The sequence below is a fragment of the Paenibacillus sp. cl130 genome, assembly GCF_900116035.1.
GTDB lineage: Bacteria > Bacillota > Bacilli > Paenibacillales > Paenibacillaceae > Paenibacillus > Paenibacillus polymyxa_B.
The window spans coordinates 1,051,247-1,071,183 of the sequence record NZ_FOYG01000001.1 but is presented as its reverse complement, the minus strand read 5'-3'; the positions used below and the strand labels follow the sequence as shown (position 1 = coordinate 1,071,183).

Here is a 19,937-nt window from a genome sequence, read left to right as displayed (position 1 = left end):
TTCGCCGTTTTTATCGATATAATCCCGCTTTATTGTGATTTATGTGCTCTTTGCTAACTTTTTTGCGCAAAATCACAGTTTTATGGTATACTATTCATATAACACAAGCGCGGTAAAGGAGAGGGGACTGCGAATAGCAGCCCCTTTTTCGGTCCAATATACCATACTGTAACGGGGGGATTTATATATGAGTGTAGTGAGCAAGGAAGTTCAAAATCTGTCTGAAATCACAGATGTAACCGGAGAGTTGACCAAGATCAGCAAAATTCCAGCTAATCCGAAGAACAAAGCAAAACGCCTGTTTCAGCGTGCGGCCATGATTATTTTTGGTGCGACGCTTATGGCAGTGGGCCTCGAAATATTTCTGGTTCCTAACGGCGTTATCGACGGAGGCGTCACAGGTATTTCCATTATGGCCTCCAAGATTACTGGCTATCCACTCGGTATTTTCCTGACCCTGTTGAACCTTCCATTTTTACTTATCGGATACAAACAAATCGGTAAAACCTTCGCTTTATCCACATTATTTGGCATTATCGTGATGTCCATCGGTACCGCGTTACTTCACAATGTAAGTGCATTGACTCCTGGCGAACCACTATTGGGTGCTATCTTTGGGGGCGTCATTCTCGGCGTTGGGGTGGGTCTTGTGATTCGGTCCGGCGGCTCGCTGGATGGAACAGAGATCGTAGCTATTCTCGTCAGTGAAAAAACTCCTTTTTCGGTCGGTGAGATCGTACTGTTCGTTAATATCTTCATTCTGGGAAGTGCAGGTTTTGTGTTCGGTTGGCCGAATGCCCTGTATTCCATGATTGCTTATTATATTGCCATGAAAATGATTGATATTACGATTGAAGGTCTGGATCAGTCCAAATCGGTCTGGATTATTAGTGAAAAATACCGTGATATTGGGGATGCCCTGACGGATCGTCTTGGACGGGGCGTAACTTATCTGGAAGGTGAAGGCGGCTTTACGGGCGAAAGCAAGAAAGTGATTTTCGTCGTCATTACCCGACTGGAGGAAGCGAAGCTGAAGAGCATCGTTGAAGATTGGGACCCGCACGCTTTCGTTGCGATCGGTAACATTCACGATGTGAAGGGCGGACGCTTTAAGAAAAAAGGAATACACTAGCGCAAGGGGACAATTTCTCAGCCTAATGGCTGCGGGGTTCGTCCCCTTTTTTGTTCTTCCAAGCATGGATCAGGTTCGGTGTGCCTTGGTGCGCATATGCTTGAGGACGTCTTCTACGGGCTGGGGAGGAACCTTGTCGATCAAGTCGCCTACCTGGTTTAGTCGTTCCTCAATATTCAGCAAATGGTAGTCAAGTGGTGATACATCTTGCCGTACCTCTTCCCATGTTAGCGGAGTGGAGACCGTAGCGCCAGGGCGTGCCCGCGGGGTATAAGGAGCGGCCAGAGTTTTCCCCTGATAATGCTGCAAATAATCAAAATAGATGGCTGTTCCCCGATCCTTCTTTAACCGTTCGAGTGTGAACAGATGCGGGTGCTTTTCTGTCACAAACTGTCCAACTAATAGCCCGATGCTGCGAAGTTCGTCGAAGGTTATGCCTGTACGGATCGGAACGATAATTTGTACACCTGTGGCCCCGGAAGTTTTGGGGACGGAATCCAAACCAAGCGAAGCCAGTACTTCACCGACAATAGAGGCTGCCTCCATAATACGTGGCTCCACCTCTCTGGATGGATCAAGGTCAATCATCCATTCACAGGGCAGCTTGCTTCCCGCTTCATGCAGAGAGGGGTGGAATTCCAACGCAGCTTGATTACCAAGCCAGAGAAGTTGTGGCAATTTGCCGAGCACGATATATTCAATACCATCATGCAGAGCGGTTTCAATATAGTCCGGCCGAGGACGTGGGGCATTTTTCTGATAAAAAAAATCACCGTGAATCCCATGTGGCCAGCGGATGACGGTCAGCAGACGATGATGGCAATATTTGAGCAGGAAGGGAGCCAATACCGCGAGCTTGCGAAGATATAGCGCCTTAGTCACGCCTGCTTCAGGCCACAGTGGTTTATCCGGGTTGGTGATAGGAATTTCCTGACCTTCAATGGTAATAGTACCTTTAACAGCTTGTCCCATAATGCTATCCTCCTTGGGCTAACATGCAGAAAAATCTTTATTTACAGGCTGATTGTTGAGCTTATAGATCTACATATGGTTTAACATGAACGTGAAGTGCTGAATTTATCCATCAAAGGGATTGACAAGATACATTATGTATCATAAATTTATAATAAAAAATACGATATGTATCTATTAAAGTGTCTTGAGCAGAGGTAGAGGAGGAGTTTGCTTGATTGAAAAGCAAGGCGGAGGGCTGGTATTCCTGTTAAGTGTCCCTCGGAGTGGAAGCTCGCTGCTTACCGCCATTTTGCAAAACCATTCCCGCCTGTTTGCCACACAGGAAATGTGGTTTCTGCTCAGTTTATATGATCTTCCTCAGTCACATGCACGGCCATATGGAGGAACAGGGATACTTCGGCAATTTTTTAAAGGTATGGTTTCCTCCGATGTACTGGAGCAGGCCTCCCGTTCGTATGCACTTGAAATATATAATGGTCTGCTTCAAGGAACTACAGCAGATATGCTTATCGACAAATCCCCGCGTTACTATACGGTGCTGGAATTTATAGACCGTTTATTCCCTGATGCCCGCAGGCTGTGGCTTATCCGGAATCCTTTAGCCATTGTGGCCTCATTCAAAAAGGTCAATCAGCTACGGAATGGACGTTTTCAACTGCTGGAGGAACTGGGGAGTCCGCATTTTAATATGAAAATGACGGATATTACGGTTGGTTTGTTCCGTTATGCTCATTATTTTGCTACACCTCATCCACTTGCATACCCGCTTAGGTATGAACAACTCGTATCCAATCCAACGATGGAGATCGAGAAGCTGTGCGGTTTTCTGGGGATCAAGTATGAGCCGGGGATGGAAAAGTACGGAGACTTTGCGGATACGCCCAAATCCAGTCTTTTTTATAGTATGGGAGCGGGTGATCCATTCGTAGGAGAGCATGAGCAGGCGCATCAGGATTCGGTACATAGCTGGCAACATTTGTTGAGTAAAACGGAAATTGAGCTATATTGCAGAAGCATTGGGTCCCGCATGTTTAGGCAGCTTGGTTACGCGGAAGCGTTGGAGCAGGCTGAGCAGATGACTGGAGTCCGCTTTGAAGAGGAGCCGGATATAGAGCTGCTGAGTCAACGTACACAACAATTTCTCCAACAAAGCGGCTTTGAATGGAAGGCAGCTTATCGGATGCTGGAAGACCGGGATGCAGATAACAGAGAACTTGTGATAAATGCAACCCATCATACTGTACCTCAAGATCTGGCAAGGATGGAGGTGGACCAGATCGTGAACGATCGGCGGATCCAATCACTGGAAAACAGGTTGGCACATAGCTATGAGGAGCGGAACCGTCTTATCGCTCAGCTCCAAAGCTATCAACGCCCAAATCAAGGTCTCCGATCTCGCAGCCTCTTTGCCCGTAAGCTCGGGCGCTTGGCGTCTGTAGCGTTATCAAGCATAGGAAAAGAAAAAGGGGGAAGAACGTGAGTGCGATTGCCGGAATCTATAGCTTTGGACATGAGTCCGTAAGCACCGAAGAAGGCGGGAAAATGATGCAAGCCCTGCGAAAATATCCCGCTGACCGCGTATGCGCTTGGTGCGAAGGCTCAATTTTTTTGGGTTGTCATGCCCAGCATGTGACCCCGGAATCTGTTCATGAGCGTCTTCCCTTCTATGATGAGCTAAGAGATTTGGCAATCACGGCGGATGCGATTATTGACAATCGTTCCGAGCTGTTTGAACGGCTGGGAGTTGAGCAGGAACGGCGGCAAGATATCACAGACAGCGAGCTGATTTTGCTGGCATATGACAAATGGGGAGTGGAAGCAGCCAGTTATCTGATAGGTGATTTTGCCTTTGTCATTTGGGATGCCAAGGAACATCGATTATATGGTGCTCGAGATATGACAGGAAATCGTACGCTGTACATCTACCAACATGACCGAGGATTCGCGTTTAGCACGGTAGTCGCTCCACTTTTGGCCCTGTCCTCTCTGCGAAAAGAACTGCATGAACCGTGGCTAGCCGAATTTTTGTCCATCCGTGCCATGCAGGAATCCGTCGATATCGGAACGACCGCATACAAGCATATCAACCAGCTTCCTCCTGCACATTGGTTCACTATGGAGGAGGGGAAGCGAACCCTTCATAAATATGCATGTCTGGATGAGGTAGAGCCACTGCGGCTCAAAACAGGGGGCGAGTACATAGAAGCTTTCCGCGAGGTGTTCACACAGGCGGTCACTGCCCGACTACGGACGCATCGCGCTGTAGGGGCTGCCTTGAGCGGAGGGCTGGATTCCGGGGCGGTTGCCAGCTTTGCCGCGCCATCGCTGCACTTGCAACAAAAGCCACTGCATGCCTACAGCTATGTGCCTGTTCAAGATTTTACAGACTGGACACCGCCTACATTGATGGCGAACGAACGAAGCTATATTCAGTCTACGGCTCGCTATGTGGGCAACATTCACGAGAATTATATGGATTTTGAGGGTAAAAGTCCGTTTTCTGAAATTGATATTTGGCTGGAACTCATGGAAGCACCCTACAAATATTTTGAAAACTCCTTCTGGATCAGAGGTTTTTATGAAAAAGCACAGGAGCACAATGTCGGTGTACTGTTGACCGGGGCACGAGGCAATTTTACCGTATCGTGGGGCCCTGCACTAGACTATTATGCCCGGCAGTTTCGTCGTTTGCACTGGTTGCAATCCTTTCAGGGGTTGTGGCGGTACAGCAAGCTTACGGGCAGGCGTATGTCTCATCTACTCCCTGTGATGTTGAAAAAAGCGACTTCGCTTGAATCTCGTTCATGGCTGCGGCGTAGCAATCGAAGTCCCGTTCCTTCACTGATCCACCCGGAGTTTGCCAAACGGATGCATGTAGAAGATATTCCTGTATTGAGCGGAACAGGCTGGATGAAAAACGCCGATCAGACGAGAAAAGAGAAATTTTCGAATTTGGCGATTGCTAACAAAAATGGTGTGGTCGCGACCAAACTTTCACTACGGTATGGCCTGTGGGAACGTGATCCGACCGGAGACAGCCGAGTGATTCGCTTTTGCTTATCGGTGCCTTTTGAACAGTATGTGCAAAACGGTCGGGACCGTGCCCTCATTCGTACGGCCATGCGTGATCATCTACCTGATGATGTTCGGTTGAACCAGCGGGTACGCGGTGTACAGCCTGCAGATTGGTTACATCGAATGCTTCCTTGCTGGGATACGTTTATGGGAGAGCTTCAACTGATGTGTCATGATTTACGAGCCGCCGAATATCTCAATATTGAGTTTATTAAGACGGCTATGGCGAAACTTCACCACCCCCGCCCTGAGCAGGCGTCTGATCCGAATATACGACTACTAATGCATAGCCTGATCGTGTACCGTTTTCTCTGTAGATTGAACTGATCGAACCTATCCGGTCAGACAGTTCGCCATTCGTTGGAGGGGAGGTGATGAGATGAGTAAAAAAGAATGGCAGGAACCGACGATAGAGGTGCTGGATATTAACCAGACTATGGCGGGTAAAGGCTGGAAACAGATTGACTGGGTGTCTGACCACGATGCCGATCTTCATAATCCAAGCTAACACATGGTTATACATGCAGCCGATGTTGGGCTGGAAGCAAAAAAACTGGTCCGATAACGACTGAATGAACGAGAATAGCATAATCCATTGGACTCGTATTCAATACAAAGCCGTCTTTATTTCTTCGGGTTAGAGGTACTGCCCAAGAAATAAAGACGGGATTTTTAAGGACAGAGGAGTGAGTCCTATCGTGCATGACAGGAGTGCAAATGTCAGTTGGACGAAATATATAGCCTTTGGACTCAGAATTGCCAGTGAGCTGAATCTGCCTGAGCTGATCCTGGCAGCACCGGAAGCAGTAGAGGATGTAGTCATTCGACAGGCTGATTTAACTGCATGGAGTGGTCAGCTGGAGCAGGCCAATTTTGTGATGCTAGATGAGCGATTTATGTTCCAAATACCAGGCACGGCCATTTATGCCGTCAGGGAAGGCAAGGAGATCGAGGTAAGCATATTCTCCGGGGCCGATCCTGACACCGTGCGGCTGTTTGTGCTGGGTACATGCATGGGTGTTCTGCTGATGCAAAGACGAATATTACCTATTCACGGAAGTGCGGTCGTCATCGGGGAGAGGGCCTATGCATTTGTGGGTGAATCGGGTACGGGCAAATCGACACTGGCTGCTGCTTTTAGGCAGGCAGGTTATCAGATGGTTAGTGATGACGTGATTGCTGTAAAAGCTACGGCTTCCTCAGCCATCGTGTATCCAGCTTATCCGCAGCAAAAGCTGGGGTTGGATAGCTTGCTCCAACTGGAGGCTTTACGGGAGAACAAGCATGCACGCAAAAGAAATAACATACGGTCCCTAACTGATGGCAATTCTGTAATGCCACAATACAGTGATCTGCGTATGCTTGCAGGTGAGCTGAATAAATATGCTGTACCCGCCGTAGATGAATTTTTTAACGATCCGCTGCCCTTAGGGGGCGTATTCGAGCTTGTGGCAGATTCTCCAATCCGTGCGTTGATGCGCGAAGGGGAGCTAGTGGCGGTTACGGAACAGCCCTTGAACGTTCTGGAGTGCTTGCATACATTACTACAACATACATATCGTAGGGTGATTATTCCGCGAATGGGTTTGAGTGAATGGTCGTTTGATACATCGGCTAGGATGGCTCGTAAAGTAGAGGGCTGGCGGCTGCTGAGGGATAGTTCCGTCTTTACTGCGTCCGAGGTTGTACAACGGGTACTTGATATCATTCGTAAGGAGGAAAAGAGTTATGGCAGCCACTAATCCAGCTAAAGACCATTATCGCGTCATTTACGGTGAAGAGGTCTATGTCAGTGATATGGACGGAGAAAAAGTGATGATGAGCATTAACACTGGTAAATATTATAACTTAGGCTTCACAGGAGGACGAATCTGGGAACTGGCAGAATCCGGTCCTTCACTTGGCGATATCGTAACTGTCCTGACGAATGAATATGAGGTGGACGAGGAACAGTGCAGACAGCAGGTACATACCTTTGTGGCTGAGTTGGAGCGGGAAGGACTGTTAAAGCTTCTACGGGAGTCGGTATAACATGCGGATACAACGGCTTCTTCTCCTGTCTCCAGAGGTCAGGAAATTGTTGCCGGAAGCCTGGCTGGAGCTGGGATGGGCGAGGCTGCGCCAGCGTCGTTCTTTTGGGGATTACTCAAGTGTTTGGGGCATATGTATGGAAGAAACTCCATGGCAGTGTGATGTCAGGCAGGAGAAGTCCATTCAGCAGATTTCGCACGCTGTGGAGCTGGCAAGCCGTTATACTCCTTGGCGCAGTAGTTGTCTTGTACAAGCCGCTGCGGCGATGACGTTGCTGGGGCGCAGAAAACTGGACTGCACGCTGTATCTGGGCACAGCCAAAAATGCCGCTGGACGCTTGGCCGCACATGCATGGGTACGTAGCGGACCGATTTATGTTACGGGGAAACGGGAGATGGAAGCATTTACGGTGGTGGGGATATTCGGGAGACGTGCTGTGATGGCTACAAATACAAAAAAAATGAAAGATAAAGGCAGTTCTTTGCTTTAATGCGATGAGACAAGAAGGAGAAGAATGCATGCCCACCAAGTCTGTTTTGGAACTTGCGAATTGGAATGAGGATCAAGAATTAACGTTGTTACTCTCTCTATTGGGGAAAGACGTTTCTCATTGGCAGGATAAGACTGCTGCTACCCAGCTGCGTGAGATGGATTGGGTCCGCTTTTTACGTCTGACCGAGCACCATCGAGTGGTACCTACGGTGTATCTCCAACTGAAAACATTGAATCATCCGTTCATTCCCGCAGAATTGTTGCGAAACCTTCAGGCGCAGTATCATCGAAACACGCTTCGCATGCTCCATCTTCAAGCAGAAGCCGAGCGTCTGACCAGGCTGCTCATAGTTAATGGAATTCGTGTGCTTATGTTGAAGGGTCCTGCTCTGGCGCAGCAGTTGTACGGGGATGTTTCTCTGCGTACCTCCAAGGATATAGATTTACTCATTGCCCCTGACGATATGGATGAGGCTGAGCATTGGATGAAGGAAGCCGGATATGCGTCCAAGAGCGGAGAAGTGCGTGTCCTTGGTAGTTGGAAATGGAAGGACCATCATGCATCCTACCTCCATCCCCAAAAACGGGTAGAGATTGAGCTGCATTGGCGGCTTCACCCGGATGGGGGTGGGGAACCCTCTTTTGACGAGCTGTGGAACTGCCGGAAAATGGGCAAAGCTGCAGGAACCAGTCGGCAGGTACCGTTGGGACCTGCCGACAACAGGACTGTGATGACGTCCTGTATGTATACGCTTGGCAGCGAGCATCAATTTCTGTACTTGAGCGCGCATGGTGCGCGTCACGGCTGGTTAAGGCTGCGCTGGCTGGTTGACATCGACAGGCTTGCGGTATGTGCTGTCGATTGGGAGGCGCTACTGCCGATGATGCGCCGCTACGGGGGCCTGCCTGCTGGGGGGCAGGCTTGGGCACTCGCCGCTGCGCTGTTGGGTACGCCGATACCGGAGCCGATGCGTCCGGCATCGGCTACCCGGCAGGCGCACAGGCTCGCGCTGAGCGCGCTGGCCTTCATGCAGGCCAGCGTTCCCGCACCGTACCCGATTGCCCACGGGCCGAGTACAGGTAGGCTTGCTCCATCAGAGCTGCTGCATAGCAGAGCTTTGGCGGAGCAAGCGGAGGCCGCCCCTCCGGATGGCGGTGCTTCGGTATGCGGTACCTGTGGCGAAGCAGCCATGCTTGCCACCAGTGGCGTTACTAGCATCACGGAAGATGCCAGTAACGCCGATCATAGCCCGATGAGCACTGCTACCAGTTGTGCCCCCATTACTCCAGCTGTCGCCTCCAGCCAAGTCATGACCAGAAACACGGCGGCTGCCCATCAGCCGGTCAGCCGCACTTACTTGCTTTCCTTAAAAGAGCCAAGACACAGACTATGGTACCTCATCAGCCGTTTGTTTCCTTCTACGGGGGATTCGGCCGTTTTTCCACTGCCTCGCCAGCTGCATTTTTTGTATATCCCTTTACGTCCATTTCTTTGGCTGAAGCGGCGATTTTCAAAGCACTGACTCGATAGAGGATTTTGCAAAAATCCAATAAGCGACTTTCAATGAACAATATATAGATCGAAATGGTCTAGTTCGTCTATATATTGCACTTTGGAGCGACTGGAATCGAATTTTTCAAAATCCTGGATAAGGAGTGTGCATTATGGTTCACCTGCGATTATATATGACAAAGCTGTATAGCGTGAACGGCGGTGCGTTATTTCTCAATATTGGATGTATGATCATTGTCAGCCTGCTGGAGGGTTTTGGCATTTATATGCTTGTTCCTATGCTGGCGGCTATCGGCGTATTTGTTGGTCATTCAGGGATGCCATTTCTGTCTGGTGGATTGGAACATTTTTTGCCGTTCATTCCTAAAAGCTGGCTGTTGCCGGGGATGTTGATGGTTTTTATAGTGCTGCTTACAGGGCAGGCTTTGCTTCAGCGTTACCAATCCATCCTGAATTCGCGGATTCAGCAGCGTTTTATGCGCTCTTTGCGAATAGACGTGTACACTTCCTTTATGAAGGCGCAGTGGGCATTTTATTTGCGTCAGCGTAAATCTGATTTTAGCCATGTGATGACGACCGAGCTGGCGCGTGTCAGTCAGGGAACGAATTTGCTTCTTCAACTGACTACTGCTGTCATGTTTACGATGATCCAGATTGCGTTGGCTTTTTGGTTATCCCCCTCTTTAACCGGGCTGGTATTTCTGAGTGGATTGGGGCTGTTTGTCGTGTTCCGCCGCTCCATTCGAAATGCCAAACAATTAGGTGATCGTACCACTGAGCTGTCGCAGGTTTATTTTGCTGGGATTACGGATCACATGAACGGCATGAAAGATATTAAAAGCAATCTGTTGGAAGCGGCGAATATCCATTGGTTTCGCTCCCTGACACAACGCATGGAGGATAATACGACCCAATTTGTCCGGCAAAATGCGACCACACAGTTTTTTCATCGTACAGCGGCAGCTGTTTTTGTCGCTTGTGTCATATTTACATCGCTGCAGTGGCTGCATGTTACTCCTGAAAAACTGATTGTGCTGATTCTTATATTTTCCCGCTTATGGCCCCGATTTGCTCTTATTCAAGCGAGTCTGGAATACATCATGTCTATGATCTCCGCTTTTGAAAGTGTCACCAAGGTGCAACAGGAGTGCGAAGCTTTCACAGATCCGTCATTGATTGTATCTGCATTTGTACGGCAACCCCTGTCCCTTCGTCATGGGATCGAATGCAGCCATCTGGATTATCGCTACGATGGTGCAGCAGAGTCTGCGCTGCGTCATATTAACTTGTTCATACCCGCTCGGGGAATGACAGCCATTGTAGGGAAATCGGGAGCAGGTAAAAGTACAATGGTCGATGTCCTGATGGGTTTTTTACGTCCAACTGGGGGGCAGATTACAATAGACGGGCTTGTTCTGGACGACGAATTGTTGCTCCAGTGGCGGCAGTCGTTTGGCTACGTGTCACAAGACCCATTTTTATTTCACGCGACTGTCCGCGAAAATTTGATGCTGGCAGATAAGAATGCTAGTGAGCAGCAGCTATGGGAGGCGTTACATTTTGCCGCCGCAGACAACTTTGTATCCAGATTGCCCGAAGGGCTGGACACAGTAATTGGAGATCGCGGGATTCGTCTGTCTGGAGGAGAACGTCAACGGCTAGTATTAGCACGGGCTGTCTTGCATCATCCTTCGGTACTTATACTAGATGAAGCGACAAGTGCGCTGGATGGTGAGCATGAAGCCGCAATTCAGGCAGCACTGGAACGGATGAAAGGTCAAATGACGTTGATCGTCATTGCTCACCGCCTGTCAACTATCAGACATGCGGATCAAATTGTCGTACTGGATCAAGGCGAGGTCATACAGCAGGGGAACTACCACCAACTGGAACAAGAGGAGCGGGGGGCGTTCAGTCAGCTACTATCGTATCAAAGCAGTGTCACCGCCACCCCTTAACCAGACTTTTCTGTAACTCAGCTTAAGTTTCTTTACGTTTGGCAGTGCTTCTTTTCTTTTTGACTGGAGTCGGAGAGATGTTCTCGCCTGCAACAGCCTGCTGTGCTGTTGGGGCCGCTGGTTTACGCGCAGGGCGTTTTTTCGCAGCAGGGCCGGGATCGGTAACGACAGGTTGCACTGCCTCGATGCTGGCCTGAAGGGCGGCCATTAAATCTACTACATTGGTCTGAGGCTGTGTTGGGGCGATTCGCACCTCTTCACCAGCCACTTTATGTTGAATGAGATCCAGCAGACGCTCGCGGTACTGATCCGTATACTTTGCTGCATCAAAAGGTGTAGATAGCTGCTCGATTAGCATTTTTGCCATGGTCAGCTCCTTCTCTTTAACCTCCTCCTGCCCCGGTAAGTTAGGCACTTGAGCAATGGGGCGAATTTCATCGGGGTAAAACATCGTCTCCACCGCCAAACATTCATCCAACACCCGAATAGCCGCCAGGCTGCTTTTAGAGCGGATGGAGATTTGGGCAATCCCGATTTTCCCGGTATCCTTCATCGCATTCATGAGCAGCTTATACGCATTGGAGCCAGCTTGATCCGGGGACAGATAATACGTTTTCTGAAAGTAAATCGGATCAATTTCCTGCAAATCCACAAAATCTAAAATAACAATATTTTTATCCGCTTGTCCGCTAACTTGCTCCAGTTCCTCCTTGTCGAACATGACAAATTTTCCTTTTTCATATTCGTATCCTTTTCCAATTTCCTCCCATTCGACCTCCTTGTCACAAACGGGACACTTTCGTACATAGCTAAGTGGGCTTCCACACTCCTTGTGAATATAACGCATGGAAATGTCCTTATCCTCAGTCGCAGAAAACATTTTAACGGGCACATGAACCAGCCCAAAGCTGATCGCGCCTTTCCAGACCGTATGCATACCGCAGTCCTCCTTTTCTTAAATCCGCATTTTGTATCCTTCGTTTCCAACGCTCGGCTGTGAGCATATCCATTTTTCACTTAGATTTTTCACTTAGTATGCTTCGGAGAAAGGAATGTATGAGGTGTAAAGAAAAGAGCAAGCCAACTAATCTGCATTCTGAGGTATGACTACATCGCATAACACAATGATATGAACTTGTTAAGTTACATTAGTTATATTAAGATAAGGGATAACCAACGATTTTGACATTTTAAAGAAAGGAGTGTTCATGTCATGAAGAAAAGATCATTAAACTTTATATCTTTTGGATATGGATACTCTACTGCTGTTTTTTTCTAAAATCATTTTTATTGGTGGAGTCTGCCTAAAAGTGGTTAGAAGAAACGGTAGAAAAATTTAAAAATGACGAGGTCGATTAAATGAAAAATGAAAAAATAACTAGAAAAAACCCGGCAGCTATGCCGAAACCAGTAGGGAATTACACACATATAACTAAAGTTCCAAGAAATTCAGAGCTATTCGTGACTTCGGGTCAAGTTGGAGTAGATCAGAATGGCCAATTCCCAGAAAGCTTTAACCTACAAATCAGCAATACTTTTAATAACATTAAATCAGTTTTGGACGCCGAACAATTAACCGCTGACAATATTATAAAAGTAAATGTATGGGCAACTGAGCAGATAGATTGGGATTACATGTATTCCCAATGGGAAAAGTTATTCGGGAATGATTATCCTGCAATGACTATCGGCTACCTTACTGCTCTAGGATTGCCTGAAATAAAAATTGAAATTGAAATTTGGGCAGCTAAAGCATAAAAATAATACGCACCTCATTTATGGGATGGAATCATAGATAGCCCCGGTCTTCGTGAGAAGCTGGGGCTGTTTTATGTTTAAATTCACGAAAAATGTACATCCGTCGTCGCAAGCAAACGCACTAAACGATTACCGAGCATCGCATAGTGATGAGCTATCCGCATCTGCATCCTTCGATTCCAACGCCTTGGTTGTGAGCAAATCATTTTTATGCTTCGTACAAAGGATTTGTATGAGTTGTGAATGAAGACAGCGAATTGCTCCCGCGTGCGCATGGTTACAGTAATTTTGGTACATAGTAAGGCATATCCGATTCAAAAGGGGGTACACAATTTATGTCCGGAAAATCCTATCCTCAGCAAATCAGGCATCGTGTGGGTCAAAGCCAAATCGCCTTTCGGGGCCCAGCTGGAGGCGAACAGGATGCATTGCCGCCCGAGTTTGCTCTTTCACATGGAATCCGTCCGCCTTTTCCCGTAGCTGTGGCTCATGTGGATTTGGAGGCTGTAGTTTCAACTTCGCCTTCTCATAGCATCCCTTCATTAGACGTTGAACGGATTATAGATGAAGACTAGGTGAACTATATTTCTGAATGAATGCACACAACAACAAACAGGAGGGGAAGAATAACATGAACGTGGAACGAGCAAAAGCTATTTATGATTCATCCGAAAATATTGCCGTACAATTGGATGGTAAACCGATCTGGATTGAGCATGTAGACCAAGCAAACGGTATGGCAACGGTACAGATAGGTAGCAGACCCGGCAATACCCAAACCGTCCGTGTGGATCGTCTGGAAGAACAATAGAAGAGGGGCACCAAACCAGATTTTTCCCATAGTATGGGGTATAGCTTTAGAAAGATCTTGGACAGCTGTAGGCTTTCATCGTAGAATGCTGCTTGAATGATCCCGCTTCAACCCTAAAAGGCTCGCAATTGCTCAATGAGCAATTAGCGAACCTTATTTGTAATAATGAATACAGTCGAGGGAACAAGTTAAACGCCAGACAAGTTAATTTGAAGGTGGAGTTGGTTCCTTTACATGACTTTATACTGCAATGGCCTTTAAATGTGGTGAAATCATCAGTTTAGCCTCAGTTGCCAATTGAACGTCTTCCACCGATAAACCCGGCGCAATTTCCTTCAGCATCAGCCCACTACCTGGAATAACATCGATGACAGCCTTTTCGGTTACGATGGTCTTTACAACATTTACAGCGGTCAGGGGTAGTTTACATTGTTCCAGTATTTTCGGCGCTCCATTTTTGTTCACATGCTCCATGGCTACAATCACTCTCTTGGCTCCGACCACCAAATCCATGGCTCCCCCCATGCCCGGAACCTTTTTCCCTGGGATCATCCAGCTTGCAAGGTTGCCTTTCTCATCGACCTCCAGGGCGCCCAACACGGTGATATCCACATGCCCTCCACGGATGATAGAAAATGAAAGCGAACTGTCGAAAAAGCAAGCTCCTTCCATAGTTGTAACATAGTTTCCGCCTGAATCGATACAATCGAGTCTTTCTTTCCCCTGAGTCGCTTTTGGGCCTACACCGAGGATTCCGTTCTCAGCCTGCAGCATAATATGAATGTTTTCGGGGATATAGTCTACCACCATTGTAGGCATTCCAACACCAAGGTTGACAACTTCGCCATTTTTAAATTCCTGGGCTATTCTTCGAGCAATGAATTCTCTGTTATTCATGCGTTTTCACCCACCTTTACAATTGCGTCGACAAATATTCCGGGAACGTTGACATGATTGGGGTCAATTTCTCCCGTCTTTACGTATTCGTCTGTCTGAGCAACTACATACTCTGCCGCTGTAGCCATTACCAAATTGAAGTTACGTGAAGAGCCGTTGATGACAAGATTTCCCGCTTCATCAGCCTTATGAGCTCTGATTAGCGCCACATCCGCTTTGAGCGGCAGTTCGAGCAAATATTCTCTCCCGTCAATTTGGATTTTCTTTTTTCCTTCCTCTACAATGGTGCCTACACCTACAGGCGTTAAAACACCGCCCAAGCCTGCTCCTCCTGCACGTATTTTTTCAGCGAGCGTACCTTGCGGGAAGAGTTGAACCTCCGCTTCTTTCGTCATCAGGAGCCTTCCCGTTTCCGGATTAGAGCCAATATAGGATGCAAAAATCCGCTTTACTCTGCCGCTTTTTACAAGCTTATAGATAGATAATTCCGGTGTGCCTGTATCATTGGATATAATCGTAAGATTGCTGGCGGGATTGGTGTCGACAAGCGCACGTACAAGTTCCTCCGGAAAGCCTCCTGCCAGAAAACCTCCGACCATCACCGTGTCTCCGTCTTTGATCTGCTTAACTGCTTCTTCAGCGGAGATTACTTTGTTATTCATGGTTCCTTCTCCTTATATATATATTTTTAGGAAAGCAACTTTATTGGAGATAATCATAGAGGACTCTTCCATATGGAAGCGTTAAATCGGCAATAAAATGTTTTCCGCCAATATAAGCTTTTACCGGCAAATCTGCCACAGGAGCGTTGACATGGGGAATCAGGCTTAACCTCGCAGGCCCTGACCAGGCGCCTTTAACCGTAATGTTTTCGAGATTATACGCTACCAACTGAGCAATTTTAGGGGTACCGTCAACATCAGGAATTAATTTCAAATTAACTTGCGTTTTTGCGATGGCTTTAGCCGTTTCCTTTTCATCAAGAATGTTATATTTGAAAGGCATGGTTCCCGTGGCCACCAGGACGTTGTTGTAATGCAATGTACCCGTCAGCGTTTCCGTCTCCTCAACGATCAAGCGAGGCTTCGCCCATTTTTTCGGAAATCCCCAGATTTCACGTCCTCCCAGAATAGCAGGCGCGTTATCCAAATACATTTGGGCAACAAAATTACAGGGTTCTCCATGAAAAGTACACGGAATGACAATACCGCTTTCCTCATAGCTTCCTAACCCGGATGAATCGGGCATCTTGATCCATTCATAGGAAACGGTATTGCTTCCATCCGGCTGAAGAGGTTCCGGGACCGCCTGTCTAATCGCAGCGGGATCGGATTCATAGGTAATGATGAAAAATTCCCGGTTGATGAAGCGACATGGCGGGCGCCCATAACTGCCGCTGGCCGCAGGCATGGATTGGAGTGAAAGTACATCTTTTTGATTCATAGCGATCTCCCTTCCTTTTAAGAGATAGTTCTAAAAGTCATCCTGAACTCGCACTTTAAATGAGTGCATTTTCAACTAGCATCGCTATTCCCATTCCCGTTCCGATGCATAACGAGGCGATGCCGTAACGTGAAGATCTTCGCACCATTTCATGAACCAGCGTAACCAATACCCTAGCACCGCTTGCACCGACAGGATGCCCGATCGCGATCGCGCCGCCATTGACATTCACCTTCTCAGGATTGATTCCAAGCTCTTTCAATACCGCTAGTGCTTGTGCGGCGAACGCTTCATTAATTTCAAAAAGATCGATGTCATCAATAGACATTCCCTGTTGCTTCAGAAGTGACGAAATGGCCTTCACCGGTCCCATTCCCATATATGCAGGGTCAACGCCAACAAGTGAATAACCCTTGATATATGCCAACGGCTTTAACGCATGTTCCTTACATTTGTCTTCCGACACTACAAGCATAGCCGCCGCGCCATCATTGATTCCTGAAGCATTTCCGGCGGTAACTGTTCCGTTCTCCTTAAAGGCAGGTTTTAATTGAGAAAGTTTTTCTTTCGTTGTATTTCCTCTTATGTGTTCGTCCTCCGTGAAAGATATAGTTTCTTTTTTATTTTTAATCATGACTGGAACAATCTGCTCTTCAAAAAGCTTCTTGTTTTTAGCTTCTACGGCCTTTATCTGGCTTTGATAGGAAAATTCATCCTGCTCAAGTCTTGAAATTCCATATTTCTCGGCAACATTTTCTGCGGTAATTCCCATATGGTAATGGTTGATCGGGCACGTAAGACCGTCGGCCACCAGGGAGTCTACCAACTCACCGTTGCCCAGTTTGTAGCCGTTTCTTGCATTTCTTAGCAGGTAAGGGGCATTCGACATGCTCTCCATGCCTCCGGCCAAGACGATGTTGCCTTGTTCAGCCAATATTGAATTGTAAGCTAAAGCAACGGCATGGAGTCCTGAACCGCAAACTGTGTTTATCGTTGTTTCGGGTACATCAATAGGGATACCGGCTTTTAGTGCCGCCTGTCTGGCAGGATTTTGGCCATTGCCCGCCTGAAGAACATTTCCCAAATAAATTTGATCAATCAAAGAAGGCTCTAATTTACTTTGCTGAAGGCATGCTGTCATCACAGTTGCTCCCAGTTCAGGAGCGCTTAGAGGCGCAAGGGTTTTGTTAAAAGAGCCGACCGCTGTTCTCAACGGGCTTACTAAAGCTACTTTTTTCATTAAAAACTCACATTCCTTTCGTTGTGTTCAAGACACAATACATCCATGATTGCACTTCAATTCGTAATTTCCGTTCTTAACCTACGAGATGTAGCGACTGCAAGATACATTTGCTTGCGGGCATATCATGGTGCCTAAGACAGTGAGTGTGAGGGTTCGATCGCCTTCTCTCGTTGGAAATTAAAACCAGTTTCATCATAGTTCTAATGCAGATTTTGCTCAATGTTCAAAAATATACACATATCTATGTACAGATGTTTATAGAGCCATATAGGCCACAATAATTAGGCCATTCTAACGTTTTCTGTTAATTTCTTAATTTTTCTGAAAATCATGATCATAAATTGAATTTTCTGTTAAAAATGAAAGTTACAATCCATACGTGAAAAAGTTTTCCTCGCAAATATCATCTAACTCATCGCTGGGAAATAAAAAAAGTCTCCAGAATGTTCTGAAGACGGATTTGCCTTTCAATATTCATAATCTTCGTTATATTGTGCCAGCTTGCTTCTTGTTAACGGTGTCACTTGAAAGGGCGGTTTTTTCGTATGAACAATAAAAGAAGCCGACTTGCTTGAAAGCAATCGGCTTGGAACATAAAACTTCAACAACTCACGAAAAATGTACATCCGCTGTCGCGAGTAAACGCACAAAACGATTGCCAAGCATCCCATTATGATGCGCTACAATTTGTTCACTGCTCAGCACCTTGCTATCAAATGTACTATGCGCATCTAATACGAGCACGTTGTTCTGGTATCCCAGACTATAGGCGCTTCGGCAAGTCGTGTCGAGGCAAAACTCGGTCTGCATCCCCGCGATTACGAGTTGATCGGCCCCCAGTTCCTTTAGCACATGGCCCAATTCAGTTTGGTAGAAGCTGTCCCAAGATGATTTACGGACAATTCGTTCATGAGGAAGAGGACGCACCACGTCGGCGATGGCCCAGCCTACACTGTTTTCCCGAAAATCCTCATCCGCTTCATCGGTATGCTGTACAAAAATCACCGGTGTACCTGTAGCTCTGGCTTTGTCCAAAAGCTGCTGCAAATGCGCTACAACTTCCTGTTCACGATACAGCTTCTCATCATACATGAACATAGCCTGCTGAACATCAATCATGAGTAAAACGGTTTGCCCCATCGTTTCAATCCCTCCCTGTGTGTATCATCTAACTTACAATAGCATGTCTTCATGCCTTGCGGCGACATAAGGTGAACTATATAATAAAGAACAAGTTGGAACGGTCCGATTCGGACGAAAGGTGATTAAAATATATGACAATTTCGCAGGAGCAGTTTACGTTCCGTTCTGTCTCAGAGGCACAGACCGGGTCATTGGCAGGTTTTTTGGCAGCCAAAGCGGTTCCCGGAACGGTAATTGTGCTGGATGGAGATCTGGGAGCGGGCAAAACTGCTTTTTCCAAGGCTTTTGCCGGCCATTTAGGTGTGCCGGGCATCGTAAATAGTCCAACCTTTACCCTCATTAAGGAGTACGAGGGCCGATTGCCTTTGTATCATATGGATGTGTACCGGATTTCCCAGGACGAGGCGGAGGATCTCGGGCTGGACGAATATTTTTACGGGACAGGAGTATGTCTGGTGGAATGGGGTAGTATTATACCGGATATATTGCCAGAGCAGCGGCTTCACATGCATATAGAAACAACGGATGTCGGGGAGCGCTTGATTCACCTGACCGGGTACGGCGAGCCTTATGAACAATGGTGCCGCAGTTTGCGGGAGAATGGAGTTTGAACCATGCAAAGAGAGCATACAGATGTGAATGTAAAGCCGCGTGAGCGGTTTTTGACGTTAGATACAGCGACGACCGTGATGGCGGCCGCTCTGATGAACGGAAGAGAACTGCTGGGAGAAAGCAACGTCTATGGCGAACGTAATCACTCCGTGCATGTGATTTCCGAGCTGGAGCGACTGCTGAATGAAGAAGGGCTGACACGAGATGATGTAGACGGCATTGCAGTTGGTGTTGGACCGGGGTCTTATACCGGTATCCGGATTGCCGTGACCGCAGCCAAAACACTCGCTTGGGCCTGGGGTGTCCCGGTGACGTCCATATCCACTTTGCACGCTTTGGCGTGGGGTGGTTGGAATCGCGGCATCGAGATGAAGGGGCAAGAAGGTAAAAATGAGTCTGTGAATAACGGTTCGTCCGGAGCACAGGCAGCAGACTGGATTGTGCCCGTACTGGATGCGCGCCGTGGTCAGGTTTACACGGGGCTGTTCGCCGTGAGTACAGTTGACGACGTCGAGAGTCCGCAACGGCTGGAGCCAGATGCAATCCGGTTGATGACTGCTTGGACCGATCACCTGCTGCAACGGCTGGAGTCTTTGCCCTCTGAAGAGCGTCCTCCAGTCATTTGGCTAGTCGGTGAAACGGCGGTTCACGCCGAAACAGCCGAGCGCCTGCGTGCTTGGAGCGAGCTTCGTAGCGTACCTTATGAGCTGGAAGGAAGATGGGTTGGCCGCCTTGGGGCGGATAAGCTGCTTCGTCAAGAACATGACGAGCTACATACGCTGGTTCCTAATTATACCCAGCTGGCGGAGGCGGAAGCCAATCTGCTTCGCCAGCGCTGAAGAGAGCGGTGAACA

Annotated in this window: 21 protein-coding genes; 14 read left to right on the top strand and 7 right to left on the bottom strand. The window is 47.7% G+C overall.

Translation table 11 applies throughout. From position 1 onward, the window contains the following. Nucleotides 1–187: 187 nt before the first annotated feature. Nucleotides 188–1,132, top strand: coding sequence for a YitT family protein (locus BM358_RS05100; protein ID WP_023987451.1), 945 nt, complete (start codon nucleotides 188–190; stop codon nucleotides 1,130–1,132). Between the two features lie 69 nt (nucleotides 1,133–1,201). Here BM358_RS05100 and ligD read toward each other — a convergent pair whose 3' ends face one another. Then, nucleotides 1,202–2,104: a non-homologous end-joining DNA ligase gene (gene ligD / locus BM358_RS05095; protein WP_013309189.1), complete on the bottom strand. Its 903-nt coding sequence runs from the start codon at nucleotides 2,102–2,104 to the stop codon at nucleotides 1,202–1,204. 214 nt (nucleotides 2,105–2,318) lie between these two features. Here ligD and BM358_RS05090 point away from each other — a divergent pair, with 214 nt between their 5' ends. The 8 genes from BM358_RS05090 (at nucleotide 2,319) to BM358_RS05060 (ending at nucleotide 11,176) form a co-directional block, all read left to right on the top strand. After that, complete coding sequence (locus tag BM358_RS05090) at nucleotides 2,319–3,587, top strand: sulfotransferase family protein (RefSeq protein WP_028543092.1); 1,269 nt, start codon at nucleotides 2,319–2,321, stop codon at nucleotides 3,585–3,587. Continuing rightward, entirely contained in the window at nucleotides 3,584–5,509 is a 1,926-nt protein-coding gene (locus BM358_RS05085; RefSeq protein WP_028543091.1) for an asparagine synthase-related protein, read from the top strand. The genes BM358_RS05090 and BM358_RS05085 overlap by 4 nt, the downstream gene beginning before the upstream one ends. A 52-nt stretch (nucleotides 5,510–5,561) precedes the next feature. Further along, a complete protein-coding gene (locus tag BM358_RS26180) occupies nucleotides 5,562–5,690 on the top strand; it encodes a paeninodin family lasso peptide (RefSeq protein ID WP_023987454.1) in 129 nt (42 codons plus the stop codon). 190 nt (nucleotides 5,691–5,880) lie between these two features. After that, nucleotides 5,881–6,924: a dephospho-CoA kinase gene (locus BM358_RS05080; RefSeq protein WP_028543090.1), complete on the top strand. Its 1,044-nt coding sequence runs from the start codon at nucleotides 5,881–5,883 to the stop codon at nucleotides 6,922–6,924. Then, the gene (locus tag BM358_RS05075; RefSeq protein ID WP_025720436.1) at nucleotides 6,911–7,213 is read left to right on the top strand and encodes a lasso peptide biosynthesis PqqD family chaperone; all 303 of its coding nucleotides are present in this window, start codon (nucleotides 6,911–6,913) and stop codon (nucleotides 7,211–7,213) included. Before BM358_RS05080 ends, BM358_RS05075 begins: the two co-directional genes overlap by 14 nt. Before the next feature lies 1 nt (nucleotide 7,214). Beyond that, entirely contained in the window at nucleotides 7,215–7,703 is a 489-nt protein-coding gene (locus BM358_RS05070; protein WP_028543089.1) for a lasso peptide biosynthesis B2 protein, read from the top strand. A 28-nt stretch (nucleotides 7,704–7,731) separates the two neighbouring features. Then, nucleotides 7,732–9,228, top strand: coding sequence for a nucleotidyltransferase domain-containing protein (locus BM358_RS05065; RefSeq protein WP_028543088.1), 1,497 nt, complete (start codon nucleotides 7,732–7,734; stop codon nucleotides 9,226–9,228). Between the two features lie 142 nt (nucleotides 9,229–9,370). After that, entirely contained in the window at nucleotides 9,371–11,176 is a 1,806-nt protein-coding gene (locus tag BM358_RS05060; RefSeq protein ID WP_028543087.1) for an ABC transporter ATP-binding protein, read from the top strand. Between the two features lie 22 nt (nucleotides 11,177–11,198). On the opposite strand, the gene BM358_RS05055 is transcribed toward BM358_RS05060, so the two are convergent. Then, nucleotides 11,199–12,113, bottom strand: a complete 915-nt coding sequence (locus BM358_RS05055) for a non-homologous end joining protein Ku (protein ID WP_013309197.1) — start codon at nucleotides 12,111–12,113, stop codon at nucleotides 11,199–11,201. Between the two features lie 422 nt (nucleotides 12,114–12,535). On the opposite strand from BM358_RS05055, the gene BM358_RS05050 reads away from it, so the two are divergent. From BM358_RS05050 to BM358_RS05040, 3 genes are all read left to right on the top strand, one after another. Continuing rightward, nucleotides 12,536–12,934 (top strand): RidA family protein, encoded by a 399-nt coding sequence (locus BM358_RS05050; RefSeq protein ID WP_028543086.1) that lies wholly within the window; start codon nucleotides 12,536–12,538, stop codon nucleotides 12,932–12,934. Nucleotides 12,935–13,269: 335 nt separating this feature from the next. Further along, nucleotides 13,270–13,509: a hypothetical protein gene (locus tag BM358_RS05045; protein ID WP_023987461.1), complete on the top strand. Its 240-nt coding sequence runs from the start codon at nucleotides 13,270–13,272 to the stop codon at nucleotides 13,507–13,509. Nucleotides 13,510–13,565: 56 nt separating this feature from the next. Further along, a complete protein-coding gene (locus BM358_RS05040) occupies nucleotides 13,566–13,745 on the top strand; it encodes an H-type small acid-soluble spore protein (protein WP_023987462.1) in 180 nt (59 codons plus the stop codon). Between the two features lie 240 nt (nucleotides 13,746–13,985). Here BM358_RS05040 and BM358_RS05035 read toward each other — a convergent pair whose 3' ends face one another. The 5 genes from BM358_RS05035 to BM358_RS05015 form a co-directional block, all read right to left on the bottom strand. After that, nucleotides 13,986–14,642, bottom strand: coding sequence for a 3-oxoacid CoA-transferase subunit B (locus tag BM358_RS05035; protein WP_023987463.1), 657 nt, complete (start codon nucleotides 14,640–14,642; stop codon nucleotides 13,986–13,988). Then, the gene (locus BM358_RS05030) at nucleotides 14,639–15,304 is read right to left on the bottom strand and encodes a CoA transferase subunit A (RefSeq protein ID WP_023987464.1); all 666 of its coding nucleotides are present in this window, start codon (nucleotides 15,302–15,304) and stop codon (nucleotides 14,639–14,641) included. Before BM358_RS05030 ends, BM358_RS05035 begins: the two co-directional genes overlap by 4 nt. A 40-nt stretch (nucleotides 15,305–15,344) precedes the next feature. Then, the gene (locus tag BM358_RS05025; protein WP_023987465.1) at nucleotides 15,345–16,085 is read right to left on the bottom strand and encodes an acetoacetate decarboxylase; all 741 of its coding nucleotides are present in this window, start codon (nucleotides 16,083–16,085) and stop codon (nucleotides 15,345–15,347) included. 55 nt (nucleotides 16,086–16,140) lie between these two features. After that, complete coding sequence (locus BM358_RS05020; protein WP_028543085.1) at nucleotides 16,141–17,325, bottom strand: acetyl-CoA C-acetyltransferase; 1,185 nt, start codon at nucleotides 17,323–17,325, stop codon at nucleotides 16,141–16,143. 612 nt (nucleotides 17,326–17,937) lie between these two features. Continuing rightward, nucleotides 17,938–18,468: a cysteine hydrolase family protein gene (locus BM358_RS05015; protein ID WP_028543084.1), complete on the bottom strand. Its 531-nt coding sequence runs from the start codon at nucleotides 18,466–18,468 to the stop codon at nucleotides 17,938–17,940. A gap of 134 nt (nucleotides 18,469–18,602) precedes the next feature. Here BM358_RS05015 and tsaE point away from each other — a divergent pair, with 134 nt between their 5' ends. Further along, nucleotides 18,603–19,082 (top strand): tRNA (adenosine(37)-N6)-threonylcarbamoyltransferase complex ATPase subunit type 1 TsaE, encoded by a 480-nt coding sequence (gene tsaE / locus BM358_RS05010; RefSeq protein ID WP_028543083.1) that lies wholly within the window; start codon nucleotides 18,603–18,605, stop codon nucleotides 19,080–19,082. A 3-nt stretch (nucleotides 19,083–19,085) separates the two neighbouring features. After that, a complete protein-coding gene (tsaB, locus tag BM358_RS05005; protein WP_028543082.1) occupies nucleotides 19,086–19,922 on the top strand; it encodes a tRNA (adenosine(37)-N6)-threonylcarbamoyltransferase complex dimerization subunit type 1 TsaB in 837 nt (278 codons plus the stop codon). Nucleotides 19,923–19,937: the final 15 nt, after the last annotated feature.